Origin of the sequence: Pseudomonas alcaligenes (assembly GCF_014490745.1) — a bacterium.
GTDB lineage: Bacteria > Pseudomonadota > Gammaproteobacteria > Pseudomonadales > Pseudomonadaceae > Aquipseudomonas > Aquipseudomonas alcaligenes_C.
Genome location: NZ_LZEU01000001.1, coordinates 1765698 through 1778584, shown reverse-complemented (window position 1 = coordinate 1778584; position 12887 = coordinate 1765698). Strand labels below are relative to the sequence as shown.

Sequence of the window (12887 nt, the reverse complement as noted above, 5' to 3'; positions counted from 1 at the left end):
TGGTCGTTGCGGCGAAAAGCCGTGCAGGGTTTTGCACAGTGCTGCGAGCCCCCGCACCTGTATCGCTGCTGAAACGGCATGCCGCGCACAAATCGTCTATAGAGAGAAGGCAGACCTCGAAGGGAGAAGATGATGAACGGCATCAAGCAGTCGATCACGGCGTGCACGGTAGTCCTGCTGAGCGGCTGCGGCAGCCTGTTGCCCAGCGAGCAGGCGGAAGACCTGTCGCCCTTCAACGACTACCTTGATGCCGAGATCCGCTACTCCCAGGCGCAGACCGGCAAGACCACCCGCTCCGAACTCTTTGCCCTGGGCTTCGACCCGCTGACCCAGGGCAACGGCAAGATGCTCTCGTTCATCGACCTGCGCCTGATGTTCGTGCAGCCCAACGTGCCCATCAGCTATCTGCCGGACGGCCTGCTGCAGTGCCTGGATGCCAAGGATCGCTGCATCGGCTACGCCTTCGACTTCAAGAAGACCGACACCCAGCGGGTCGGCAACTTCTGGGCCGACGTGTTCAACTTCCGCAAGAAGCGCGAGCTGCAGGGCTGGGCCTTCCGCGCGGTGTTCGTGCTGGTCGACGACACCCTGGTGCACAAGGTCAGCAACGGCGAGCCGAACATCCGCCGCTACGAGGTCAAGCGCAATCCACTGGGCCCGCTGCAGGGCGCCGGTGAGTTTTTCTCCGACCAGCTGAAGTAAGAACCTGTTCATGATCTTCCGTCCGTCGGCCATACGGCGTTAAAAACAGACTCGGGATGCTCATTTACAGCCCGTAAACTCCGCTCCCTCATCTGTTTTTGCCTTGTCTGGCCCTAGTCCAAAAGATCGTGAACAGGTTCTAAGGGATTTGGGCCGCGGCCGGCACTTCGCTAGAATGCCGGCCTTTTCCGCTCCCCGACGACGACGCCGTGAAACAGACTCCCGACCGCCTCTTCGCCCAGCCCCTGGATCAGGTGCCGGACTTCGCCTTCAACGAGGACGTGGTCAAGGTCTTCCCGGACATGATCAAGCGCTCGGTGCCGGGCTACCCGACCATCGTCGAGAACCTCGGCGTGCTGGCCGCCCAGTTCGCCCAGCCGAACACCCTCCTGTATGACCTGGGCAGCTCGCTGGGCGCAGTGACCCAGGCCCTGCGCCGGCATGTGAAGGCCGAAGGCTGCCGGGTGATCGCGGTGGACAACTCCCACGCCATGGTCGAGCGCTGCCGCGAGTACCTGCACGCCCAGGATGCGATGTTCCAGGAGCTGCTGCCGGTCGAGGTGATCGAGGCCGACATTCTCGCCCTGGAGCTGCAGCCGACCTCGCTGGTGGCCTTCAACTTCACCCTGCAGTTCATCGCCCCCGAGCAGCGCCTGGAACTGCTGACCCGCATCCGCCAGGCCCTGCTGCCCGGCGGCGCGCTGATCCTCTCGGAGAAGCTGCGTTTCGAAGACAGTGAAGAACACCAGTTGCTCGGCGACCTGCATATTGCCTTCAAGCGCGCCAATGGCTACAGCGAGCTGGAAATCGCCCAGAAACGTAGCGCCATCGAAAACGTGATGAAGCCCGACAGCCTCGAGCAGCACCGCGAACGCCTGCTGGCCGCCGGTTTCAGCAAGGTCGTGCCGTGGTTCCAGTGCATCAACTTCGCCTCGCTGATTGCCCTGCCATGATCGCCCATCTCGACCTCGACGCCCTGCAACAACGCCTGGCCGGCAGCCCGCTGCAAGACTGGGCTGCCGACTTGCCGGCACAGATCGACGCCAAGCTGGCAGTCGGTCACGGCGATCTGCAGCGCTGGTTCGCCGCCGTGCAGGCGCTCCCCGCCCTCCCGGTGCAACAGCGGGAACTGGGCAGCGCCCTGCGCCTTGACGGCCCCTGCGACGACGCCACCCGTGCCACCCTGAAAAGCGCCCTGCAGGGCCTGATTCCCTGGCGCAAGGGGCCGTTCGAGTTGTTCGGCGTGCACATCGACACCGAATGGCGCTCGGACTGGAAATGGCAGCGGGTCGCCGCGCACCTGGATCTGCGCAACAAGTGCATCCTCGATGTCGGCTGCGGCAACGGCTACTACATGTGGCGCATGCTCGGCGCCGGTGCCGGCTGCGTGGTCGGGGTCGACCCCAACTGGCTGTTCCTCAACCAGTTCCTCGCCCTCAAGCACTTCCTCCCCGACCTGCCGGCCTGGCACCTGCCGCTGGCCCTGGAAGAACTGCCGCCGCGCCTGGAAGGCTTCGACACAGTGTTTTCCATGGGCGTGCTGTATCACCGCCGCTCGCCCATCGACCACCTGCTGGAACTCAAGGACTGCCTGGTACGCGGCGGCGAACTGGTGCTGGAAACCCTGGTGGTGGAAGGCGACGCCCAGCAGGTGCTGGTGCCCGAAGATCGCTACGCGATGATGCGCAACGTCTGGTTCCTGCCCTCGGTGCCGGCACTGGAGCTGTGGCTGCGCCGCGCCGGCTTCGTCGACGTGCAGTGCGTGGATGTCTCCACCACCAGTGTCGAGGAACAACGCGCCACCGAGTGGATGCGCTTCCAGTCGCTGCCCGACTTCCTCGACCCGACCGACCATGGCCGCACCATCGAAGGCCTGCCGGCGCCGACCCGCGCCGTATTGACGGCCCGCAAGCCCTGAGCAAAAGCGCACGCAGACAGATGCAGCAGCAGGGTTTAAGGTGAACCCAGTGACCACAAGGAGAACGCCATGCCCTGGTATGCCTGGTTGATCATCGCCCTGGCCCTCGGCTCGATCGTCGGTGGCCTGATGCTGCTGCGCGACAGCGCGCGGCCCCTGCCGCTGAGCGAGGAACAGCTCAAGCGCATCCATGCCCGCAACGCCGAACAGGATGCCAAGGACGCGGAAAACCGCTGACCACCGCTCGACAAGGATGTGCGATGCCGCCGCTACACCTGCGCCTGCTGCTCCCCGTACTGGCCCTCGGCCTCGGCGTGGCTTTCGGCTTTATCCAGCCCATCGGCCTGGCCCTTGCCGGCGCCTGTATCGCCTGGTTTCTGCTGGCTGAAGACCTGCTGCCACTCAGGCTGTGGTGGCTGCTCGGCCTTATCGCCGGTATCGCCCTGGCGGCCCATCTGCTGCCCGGCTTCAGCGCCACCGCCATTGGCGAGCCGCAACAGCTGGCGGCAGACAGTCCGGCCTTCGCCCTGCGCCTGTCCTGGGACAAATTGCTGCTTGGCCTGACCCTGCTGGCCTGGTGGCTCGGGCAACCTGCCCAGACCCCACGTCAGCCACGTCTGGCGCTGCTGGTCGCCTTGCTGACTCTGCTGTTGATCCCACTGCTGGCGCTGGCCCTGGGCCTGGTCGGCTGGCAGCCGAAATGGCCGGCCAGCCTGTGGACATGGCTGGCATTGAACCTGGGAGTGGCGGTGCTGGCCGAGGAGCTGCTGTTTCGCGCCTGGCTGCAGCCGGTGCTGGTCGCTCGCCTGGGTGCGTGGCCCGGTGTGCTGCTGACGGCCGCGCTGTTCGGCGCCACGCACATTCCGTTCAGCCCGCTATTTGCCCTGGTCGCCGGCGTGGCCGGGCTCGGTTATGGCCTGGTGTTCCACTACAGCGGGCGCCTGTGGCCGGCGCTGGCGCTGCATGGCGCGGTCAATCTGCTGCACTTTGTGCTGCTGAGCTACCCGCTACGCGTGGCGTGACCTTGATCCCGTAGGGCGAGAAGATCCGCAGCAGCTCGCCATCGTCACGCAGCGTCTGCATCAGTTGGCGAAAGCGCTCGGCACTGATCGGCGCCTCGGGGCGCAGGATCGCGTAATGCCGATAAACCTGATCGACCCAGTTGGACACCAGCAGCTTGGCTTGCAACTCCGGACGCTCGTGCAGGTAGCTGCCCAGCCAGGAGCGGGTGATCGGCGCTACATCGGCGCGATTACGCAGCACCAGGTTCAGGTTGCTCTCATGGGAATAGGTGATCTGCACCTTGAAGTTGCGCGCCAGCCAGTCCGGGTCGTTGTTGAAGCCGGCAAAGCCATAGTGGTAGCCGTTGAACAGCGCGATGCGCTTGTCCATCAGGTTGTCGAAGTAGTCCTGGCCACGCCCCGTTTCGGCCCGGGCGACGAACACCTCGGAGTCTTCCAGGCCCAGGTCGATACGCGTCCCGGCGATACCCTGCCAGTCCCAGTCGGGGTTCTCGAAGATGGCCATGTCGAAGCGGCCTTTCTGGAAATCGGCGAAGCGGCGGTTGAGCGAGGTGGCCCGCAGGTCGAAGTGGTAGTCCTGCTGAGCCCGGTTGAGCGAGTCCACCAGCTCGGCCAACAGCCCCAGGTGCACGTCCTTCTCCGGCTTGATCACATAGGGCGGGAACTGCACGGCCGCAATCAGCACCTCCTGCGCCGCCAGCAGCGGTGCAGGAGCGAGAGCACTCAGAAACAGCAGTGTGCCAAGGCATCCCTGTCCCAGACGCTGCATATTGACCTCACAGACAACTTAATCCTCTCGAGACTAGCCCAGCGCGCTATGGCTGCATAGGGCTGGCCTGCTCCAGGGGGGCGCCGCTGGACAACTCCAGGTAGTAGCGCTGCAGCAGGGTCTGCAGCTTGCCGCTGCTCTGCAGGCCGTCCAGCAGGCCCTGCAGGGTCGCCGCATCGATGGGCCCACCCGGGCGCAGCAGGGCATGGTGGTGGTAGACCTGATCGGTGCGCTGCGACACCAGGAAGCTGTCCTGTTCCTGCGGGTGTTGCTGCTGGTAGATGCGCAGGTACGAACGCGGGATCACACTGATGTCCGCGCGGTCATGCAGCAGCATCAGCAGGTTGTTGTCGTGGGAGTAGGTCAGCACCGCGTTGAAGTTGCGGGTGAGGAATTCCTGGTCGGCATTGAACCCGGCAAAGCCGTAGTGATAGCCGTTGTACAGCGCCATGCGCTTGCCGCGCAGGCTGTCGAAGTATTGCTGGGCGCGCCCCGGCATGGCACGGGCGACATACACCTCGGCATCGGCCACATGCAGGTCAAGCTGCTCGGTGGAAATGCCCTGCCAGCCCCAGTCCGGCGACTCGAACAGGATCAGGTCATAACGCGCCTGGGTGAAGTCGCGGTAGCGCCGCCCCACCGAGGTGGGCACCAGGTCGAAGCGGTAGTCGTGCTGGCTTTCGTTCAGCGCACCCAGCAGATCCGGCAGCAGGCCCTGGGGCGCGGGGCTCTCCGGCTTCTGGATATAGGGCGGAAAATGATAGGCACCAACCCGCACCTGCTGCTCGGCATGCACCGATAGCGACAGGCACAAGCCAAGCAGCAGGCACGACCTGGCAAGCACACGCAACACGTACACCTCGGGGTGGCTAGAGAACAGGGCACTACAGCCGCTTGGCACGACACATCCCTGAAGGGTCTCGCCACTGACACTGCCTCCGCCAGGCGAACAACCGGCGGCACAGCGTGACCAACCCTCGCTACAACTCCTGACCAAACAGCCAGTGTCTGCAGCTTAGCCTATTCCCCTCAACCTTCCTTGATCACCAGCGTCAGCGCCTGTTCGGCCAGCTCGTCGAGGCTCATCTTGCCGTCCTGACGGAACCAGGTGGTGCTCCAGGACAGCGCCCCGGTGAGGAAACGCCGCAGAATGAACGGATCGCCTTTGACATAGCCGGCGGCACGCGCCTCGCCCAGCACGTCCAGCCAGATCTGTTCGTAGGTATCGCGCAGGGCGAGGATATGCGCGCGGCCTTCCTCGGACAGCGAGCGCCATTCATAGACCAGCACGGCCATGGCCTCGCCGGTACCGCCCATGATCGATTGCAGTTCGCAGCGGATCAGCGCCAGCACGCGCCCGCGCAGGTCGCCGGCATCGGCCAGGGCGGCGTGCATCAGCGCCGTGTTGTAGCGCACCGTCTCCTCCATCACCGAGCGAAGGATTTCGTCCTTGCTCTTGAAATGGTGAAAGATGCTGCCGGACTGGATGCCCACCGCGCCGGCCAGGTCGCGCACCGTGGTGCGCTCGTAGCCCTTGCTGCGGAACAGGTGCGCAGCGGTCTGCAGCAGCTTGCCACGCGGGCTTTCCGGGTCGGTGATCTGTCCTGTGGCCACCAGTTGCTGCATCACGGCGCGGGCCTTGCGATCGTCCAAGTCGTTTCTCCGGGGTGAAATCGGCATGCAGGCCACGGCGGGCCTGAATATTCCAAGCTGTAATGAGGCGAAATTTACGGCGCGCGAGTCACCCAAGCAAGCGCTTGGGTAAAAACTTGCCCTCGGGACTTTTCAACCAAGCGCTTGCTTGGTAATGTCTTCTCCATCTTCTGGCGTCGATGGAAATACCTATAAATGAGCAAAACCATCCGCATTGGCTGCGCCTCCGCCTTCTGGGGCGACACCTCCACTGCCGCCGCCCAGCTGGTACGTGGCAGCGAGCTGGACTACCTGGTGTTCGACTACCTGGCCGAAGTGACCATGTCGATCATGGCCGGGGCGCGCATGAAGAAGCCGGACGAAGGCTACGCCACCGACTTCGTCGAGGTCATGGCACCACTGCTCGGCGAGATCGCGCAGAAGAACATCCGCGTCATCAGCAACGCCGGCGGGGTCAACCCCAGCGCCTGTGCCGCTGCCCTCAGTGCCGCCTGCGCCAAGGCCGGGGTCGAGCTGAAGATCGCCGTGCTACATGGCGACAGCCTGCAACCCAAGCTGGGTGAACTGGCCAAGGCCGGCACCGTGGAAATGTTCACGGGCGCCGCACTCCCGCCGATGTGCGTATCGGTCAACGCCTACCTCGGCGCACCGGGCATAGTCGCCGCCCTGCAAGCCGGCGCCGATATCGTCATCACCGGCCGCGTGGTCGACAGCGCCGTGGTCAGCGCCGCCCTGGTGCATGAGTTCGGCTGGGCCTGGAACGACTACGACAAGCTGGCCCAAGCGGCCTTGGCTGGCCACATCATCGAATGCGGCGCGCAGTGCACCGGCGGCAACTTCACCGACTGGCGCGACGTACCGGACTACGAACATATCGGCTTCCCAGTGGTGGAAGTCACCGCCGACGCCAGCTTCGTGGTGACCAAGCCCGAAGGCACTGGCGGCCTGATCTCCACCCTGTCGGTGGGCGAGCAGATGCTCTACGAGATCGGCGACCCGCGCGCCTACTACCTGCCCGATGTGGTCTGCGACTTTACCGGCGTCGAACTCAGCCAGGTCGGCGCCAACCGCGTCGAACTGAAAGGCGCCCGCGGCCTGGCGCCCACCGCGCAATACAAGGTCAGCGCCACCCACCCGGACGGCTTCCGCTGCACCGCCAGCTGCCTGCTGGCCGGCATCGACGCGGTGGCCAAGGCCGAGCGGGTCAGCCAGGCGATCATCAAGAAGACCGAAGAGATGTTCGCCGCGCGCGGCTGGGGCCCGTACAAGGAGGTCTGCATCGAGCTGCTCGGCTCCGAAGCCACCTATGGCCCGCACGGCCAGCGCCGCGATACCCGCGAAGTGGTGGTGAAAATCGGCGTACGCCATGCGAAGAAGGAAGCCCTGGTGCTGTTCTCCCGCGAGATCGCCCAGGCCGCGACCGGCATGGCGCCGGGCCTGACCGGCATAGTCGGTGGCCGCCCCACCGTGTACCCGGTGATCCGCCTGTTCAGCTTCCTGGTCGACAAGAACGCCTGCGAGCTGGCCGTCGAGATCAATGGTGAGCGCAGCGCAGTCGCCCTGCCCCGCGTCGATGCCTTCGACCCGGCGCAGATCGCCGCCGAGGTCGCCGTGCCTTCCGCCAACGGCCAGGCCGATGCCACGGTGCCGCTGATCAAACTGGCCGTGGCCCGCTCCGGCGACAAGGGCAACCACAGCAATATCGGCGTGATGGCGAGAAAGCCCGAGTATCTGGCCTGGATCGCCGCTGCGCTCAGCGAGGGTGCCGTGGCCGAATGGATGCAGCACGTGATCGACGGCCAGACCGGCAAGGTCAGCCGCTGGCACCTGCCGGGCAGCCACAGCCTCAACTTCCTGCTGGAGAACGCCCTGGGCGGCGGCGGCGTGGCCAGCCTGCGCATCGACCCACAGGGCAAGGCCTTCGCCCAGCAGCTGCTGGAGTTCCCGGTGCCGGTACCCAAAGCCCTGGCAGACCAACTGAATGGCTAATGATCGTTCCCACGCTCCGCGTGGGAATGCAGGCAGCGACGCTCCGCGTCGCATGGGACGCAGAGCGTCCCCGGAGCGGTTCCCACGCAGAACATGGGAACCATCGAGAAAAAGGACACTAACAATGGCATACGACTCAGTCTTCAAACCCGGTCTGTTCAGCGGCCAGACCATCCTGGTCACCGGCGGCGGCAGTGGCATCGGCCGCTGCGTGGCCCATGAACTGGCGCACCTGGGCGCCCATGTGGTGCTGGTCGGACGCAAGCTGGAGAAACTGGAAAAGACCGCCGGCGAGATCGCCGAAGACGGTGGCAGCGCCAGCTTTGCCGTGTGCGACATCCGCGAGGAAGAAGCGGTCAAGGCCATGGTCAAGGCGGTGATCGCCGAGCGCGGGCCGATCCACCACCTGGTCAACAACGCCGGCGGCCAGTTCCCCGCGCCGCTGGTGTCGATCAACCAGAAAGGCTTCGAGACGGTGGTGCGCACCAACCTGGTCGGCGGTTTCCTGATCGCCCGCGAAGTCTTCACCCAGAGCATGAGCAAAACCGGCGGCAGCATCGTCAACATGCTCGCCGACATGTGGGGCGGCATGCCCGGCATGGGCCACTCCGGCGCCGCCCGCGCCGGCATGGAGAACTTCACCAAGACCGCCGCCTACGAGTGGGGCCACGCCGGGGTACGGGTCAACGCCGTGGCGCCGGGCTGGATCGCCTCCAGCGGCATGGATACCTACCCCGAGTCGATGAAGAACATGATCCGCAACCTCAAGGATCACGTGCCGCTGCAGCGCATCGGCACCGAGTCGGAGGTGGCCGCGGCCATCGTCTTCCTGCTCTCCCCGGGCGCCAACTTCATCAGCGGCAACACCATCCGCATCGACGGCGCCGCGAGCCAGGGCACCCGCGCCTGGACGCTGGGCAAGGCGAAAAACAGCGAGTCCTACAACGGCTTCCATCGCGCCTACGTGCCCGATGTACTGAAAGACCAGGGAGAGTGATGCGATGCCGGTGATCCAATCTGAAATCGACGCCCACGGCGACAGCTTCGCGCAGAACCGCGAAGCCATGCTGGCCGCCATCGCCAGCTTCCGCGATGTGGAGCAGAAGGTGCTGGACAAGGCCTTCGAGGCCAAGCCCAAGTTCATCAAACGCGGCCAGTTGCTGCCGCGCGAGCGCATCAACCTGCTGCTCGACTCCGGCGCGCCGTTCCTCGAACTGTCTTCGCTGGCCGGCTACAAGCTGCACGACGACAAGGATGGGACTCAAGCGGGGGGCGGCCTTATCGCTGGCATCGGCTACGTGGCCGGTGTGCGCTGCCTGGTGATCGCCAACAACAGCGCGATCAAGGGCGGCACCATCTCGCCCACCGGGCTGAAGAAATCCCTGCGCCTGCAGCAGATCGCCGTGGAGAACAAACTGCCGGTGATCACCCTGGCCGAGAGCGGCGGCGCCAACCTCAACTACGCCGCCGACATCTTCGTCGAAGGCGCCCGCGGCTTCGCCAACCAGGCGCGCATGTCGGCCATGGGCCTGCCGCAGATCACCGTGGTGCACGGTTCCAGCACCGCCGGCGGGGCCTATCAGCCGGGGCTGTCGGACTACGTGGTGGTGGTGCGCGGCAAGGCCAAGATGTTCCTCGCCGGCCCGCCCCTGCTCAAGGCCGCCACCGGTGAAGTGGCTACCGACGAAGAACTGGGCGGCGCCGAGATGCACGCCCAGGTCGCTGGCACCGCCGAGTACCTGGCCGAGAACGACGCCGATGGCGTGCGCCTGGCCCGAGAAATCACCAGCCTGCTGCCGTGGAATGCACAGCTGCCGGCACGCCCGGCCAAGGTTTACAGCGAGCCGCTGTACCCGGCCGAAGAGCTGCTCGGCATCGTCCCGGCCGACGCCAAGAAACCCTATGACGTGCGCGAGATCATCGCGCGCATCGCCGACGGCTCTGCCTTCCTCGACTTCAAGAACGAGTTCGACAGCCAGACCGTCTGCGGTCACCTGGCCATCGAAGGCCAGCCCTGCGGCTTTATCGGCAACAACGGGCCGATCACTCCGCGCGGCGCGGCCAAGGCCGCCCAGTTCATCCAGCTGTGCGAGCAGAGCAACACGCCGATCCTGTTCTTCCACAACACCACCGGCTTTATGGTCGGGACGGAATCGGAACAAAACGGCGTGATCAAGCACGGCTCCAAGCTGATCCAGGCAGTGGCCAACGCCACGGTGCCGAAGCTGACCATAGTGGTCGGCGGCTCCTACGGCGCCGGCAACTACGCCATGTGCGGTAGAGGTCTTGATCCGCGCTTTATCTTCGCCTGGCCCAATAGCAAGACCGCCGTGATGGGCGGCGCCCAGGCCGGCAAGGTGCTGCGCATCGTCACCGAGGACAAGCACCGCAAGGAAGGCAAGGAGGCCGACCCGAAGATGCTCGACATGCTGGAAATGGCCACCGCGCAGAAGCTCGACAGCCAGTCCACCGCGCTGTACGGCACCGCCAGCCTGTGGGACGACGGCCTGATCGACCCACGTGATACGCGCAAGCTGCTTGGCTTCCTGCTGGACATCTGCGCAGAAGCCAATGTGCGCCCGCTCAAGTCCAACAGTTTCGGCGTGGCCCGCCTTTAGTCCCCTCTCCCTCCGGGAGAGGGTTAGGGTGAGGGGCAGCCCCCAACACCCTCACCCCAGCCCTCTCCCAAGGGGAGAGGGAGTCAGAACGAGGAGAACAATAAAAATGATCTTTACCCAGGAACACGAAGAGCTTCGCCGCACCGTCCGCAACTTCGTCGACAAGGAAATCAACCCGTACGTCGACGAGTGGGAAAAGGCCGGCAAATTCCCCATGCACGAGATCTTCAAGAAGGCCGGCGACCTCGGCCTGCTGGGCATCTCCAAACCGGAGAAGTTCGGCGGCATGGGCCTGGACTACAGCTACTCGGTGGTTGCCGCCGAAGAGTTCGGCACCATCCACTGCGGCGGCATCCCCATGGCCATCGGCGTGCAGACCGACATGTGCACCCCAGCCCTGGCGCGCTTCGGCTCCGATGAGCTGCGCGAAGAGTTCCTGCGTCCCGCCATCGCCGGCGACATGGTCGGCTGCATCGGCGTCTCCGAAGTCGGCGCCGGCTCCGACGTGGCCGGGCTGAAGACCACCGCGCGCAAGGACGGCGACGACTATGTGATCAACGGCAGCAAGATGTGGATCACCAACTCGCCATCGGCCGACTTCATCTGCCTGCTGGCCAACACCAGCGACGACAAGCCTCACGTCAACAAGTCGCTGATCGTGGTGCCGATGAACACCCCGGGCATCACCTTGAGCCCACACCTGGACAAGCTCGGCATGCGTAGCTCGGAGACCGCCCAGGTGTTCTTCGACAACGTGCGCGTACCGCAGCGCAACCGCATCGGCCACGAAGGCGCCGGCTTCATGATGCAGATGCTGCAGTTCCAGGAAGAGCGCATGTTCGGCGCGGCCAACATGATCAAGGGCCTGGAGTACTGCGTGGACAGCACCATCGAGTACTGCAAGCAGCGCCACACCTTCGGCACCCCGCTGATCGACAACCAGGTCATCCACTTCCGCATGGCCGAGCTGCAAAGCGAGATCGAAGCCCTGCGCGCCCTCGTCTACCACGCCACCGAGCTGTACGTGAAAGGCCGCGACGTGACCAAGCTGGCCTCCATGGCCAAGCTCAAGGCCGGCCGCCTGGGCCGCGAAGTCACCGACAGCTGCCTGCAGTACTGGGGCGGCATGGGCTTCATGTGGGACAACCCGGTGTCGCGCGCCTACCGCGACGTGCGCCTGGTCTCCATTGGCGGCGGCGCCGACGAAATCATGCTGGGCATCATCTGCAAGCTGATGGGCATTCTGCCCGGCAAAAAGAAAGGCTGATCGTAGGGCGGGTGAAACCCGCGCTGATAACAACGCGGGTTTCACCCGCCCTACTGCAACGGAGCGCTGACGATGTCTCTACCGAATACCGAAACCCTGCTGCTGGAACTGGCTGATGGCGTGCTCTACGTGACCCTCAACCGCCCGGAAAGCCGCAACGCCATGAGCCTGGCGATGGTCGAGGAACTGCGCACCGTGCTGCGCGCAGTGCGTGGCGACCAGGCCGTGCGCGCCCTGGTGCTACGCGGCGCCGAAGGCCACTTCTGCGCCGGCGGCGATATCAAGGACATGGCCGGCGCCAGAGCCCGCGGCGGTGACGCCTACCGCGAGCTGAACCGCGCCTTCGGCAGCCTGCTGGAAGAAGCCCAGTACGCCCCGCAGGTGCTGATCGCCGTGCTGGAAGGCGCGGTGCTCGGCGGCGGTTTCGGCCTGGCCTGCGTCTCCGACATCGCCATCACCCACCAGGGCGCCAAGTTCGGCCTGCCGGAAACCAGCCTGGGTATTTTGCCGGCGCAAATCGCGCCCTTCGTGGTCAAGCGCATCGGCCTGACCCAGGCACGCCGCCTGGCCCTCACCGCCGCCCGCTTCGACGGTACCGAAGCACTGCGCCTGGGCCTGGTGCACTTCAGCGAAGCCGACGACCAGGCCGTGGTCGACCGCCTCGCCGAATGCCTGCAGCAGGTACGCCAGTGCGCACCGGGCGCCAATACGGCAACCAAGGCGCTGCTGCTGGCCACCGAAACGGAAAACCTCGGCAGCCTGCTCGACCACGCCGCCGGCCAGTTCGCCGAAGCGGTGCTGGGCAGCGAAGGCGCGGAAGGCACCCTGGCCTTCGTGCAGAAGCGCAAGCCGAAGTGGGCGGAGTGATTCAGGCCCACACGAACAACTCCCTCTCCCGCCGGGAGAGGGCTGGGGTGAGGGGCTGGCCTCTGCTGGCTCAAGCATCCCT

General features: G+C 65.2%; 13 protein-coding genes. 10 read left to right on the top strand and 3 right to left on the bottom strand.

Features of this window, described 5'->3' with window-relative positions; genetic code table 11:
• Positions 1-132 precede the first annotated feature (132 nt).
• The 5 genes from A9179_RS07930 to A9179_RS07910 all read left to right on the top strand — a co-directional run bounded on the left by A9179_RS07930 (position 133) and on the right by A9179_RS07910 (position 3642).
• Positions 133-702 (top strand): hypothetical protein, encoded by a 570-nt coding sequence (locus A9179_RS07930; RefSeq protein ID WP_394354720.1) that lies wholly within the window; start codon positions 133-135, stop codon positions 700-702.
• Positions 703-911: 209 nt separating this feature from the next.
• Positions 912-1655 carry a carboxy-S-adenosyl-L-methionine synthase CmoA gene (cmoA, locus tag A9179_RS07925; RefSeq protein ID WP_187805279.1) on the top strand — a complete coding sequence of 248 codons (744 nt, stop codon included), beginning with the start codon at positions 912-914 and terminating at the stop codon, positions 1653-1655.
• Complete coding sequence (cmoB, locus tag A9179_RS07920; RefSeq protein ID WP_187805278.1) at positions 1652-2620, top strand: tRNA 5-methoxyuridine(34)/uridine 5-oxyacetic acid(34) synthase CmoB; 969 nt, start codon at positions 1652-1654, stop codon at positions 2618-2620. Before cmoA ends, cmoB begins: the two co-directional genes overlap by 4 nt.
• 69 nt (positions 2621-2689) lie before the next feature.
• On the top strand, positions 2690-2857 hold the full coding sequence (locus A9179_RS07915; RefSeq protein ID WP_187805277.1) for a DUF2897 family protein: 168 nt from the start codon (positions 2690-2692) through the stop codon (positions 2855-2857).
• A 23-nt stretch (positions 2858-2880) separates the two neighbouring features.
• Positions 2881-3642, top strand: a complete 762-nt coding sequence (locus A9179_RS07910) for a CPBP family intramembrane glutamic endopeptidase (protein ID WP_187805276.1) — start codon at positions 2881-2883, stop codon at positions 3640-3642.
• Here A9179_RS07910 and A9179_RS07905 read toward each other — a convergent pair.
• From A9179_RS07905 to A9179_RS07895, 3 genes are all read right to left on the bottom strand, one after another.
• The gene (locus tag A9179_RS07905; protein ID WP_187805275.1) at positions 3593-4411 is read right to left on the bottom strand and encodes a substrate-binding periplasmic protein; all 819 of its coding nucleotides are present in this window, start codon (positions 4409-4411) and stop codon (positions 3593-3595) included. The two genes, A9179_RS07910 and A9179_RS07905, sit on opposite strands and share 50 nt — an antisense overlap.
• A 46-nt stretch (positions 4412-4457) precedes the next feature.
• On the bottom strand, positions 4458-5261 hold the full coding sequence (locus A9179_RS07900; protein ID WP_262410686.1) for a substrate-binding periplasmic protein: 804 nt from the start codon (positions 5259-5261) through the stop codon (positions 4458-4460).
• Positions 5262-5440: 179 nt separating this feature from the next.
• The gene (locus tag A9179_RS07895; RefSeq protein WP_187805274.1) at positions 5441-6064 is read right to left on the bottom strand and encodes a TetR/AcrR family transcriptional regulator; all 624 of its coding nucleotides are present in this window, start codon (positions 6062-6064) and stop codon (positions 5441-5443) included.
• Between the two features lie 195 nt (positions 6065-6259).
• On the opposite strand from A9179_RS07895, the gene A9179_RS07890 reads away from it, so the two are divergent.
• From A9179_RS07890 to A9179_RS07870, 5 genes are all read left to right on the top strand, one after another.
• Positions 6260-8053, top strand: coding sequence for an acyclic terpene utilization AtuA family protein (locus A9179_RS07890; protein ID WP_187805273.1), 1794 nt, complete (start codon positions 6260-6262; stop codon positions 8051-8053).
• A 124-nt stretch (positions 8054-8177) separates the two neighbouring features.
• On the top strand, positions 8178-9050 hold the full coding sequence (locus A9179_RS07885; protein ID WP_187805272.1) for an SDR family oxidoreductase: 873 nt from the start codon (positions 8178-8180) through the stop codon (positions 9048-9050).
• A 4-nt stretch (positions 9051-9054) separates the two neighbouring features.
• Positions 9055-10671, top strand: a complete 1617-nt coding sequence (atuC, locus tag A9179_RS07880; protein WP_187805271.1) for a geranyl-CoA carboxylase subunit beta — start codon at positions 9055-9057, stop codon at positions 10669-10671.
• Between the two features lie 106 nt (positions 10672-10777).
• Positions 10778-11938 carry a citronellyl-CoA dehydrogenase gene (atuD, locus tag A9179_RS07875; RefSeq protein WP_187805270.1) on the top strand — a complete coding sequence of 387 codons (1161 nt, stop codon included), beginning with the start codon at positions 10778-10780 and terminating at the stop codon, positions 11936-11938.
• A gap of 72 nt (positions 11939-12010) precedes the next feature.
• A complete protein-coding gene (locus A9179_RS07870) occupies positions 12011-12805 on the top strand; it encodes an enoyl-CoA hydratase/isomerase family protein (RefSeq protein WP_187805269.1) in 795 nt (264 codons plus the stop codon).
• The last annotated feature ends 82 nt before the right edge of the window (positions 12806-12887 follow it).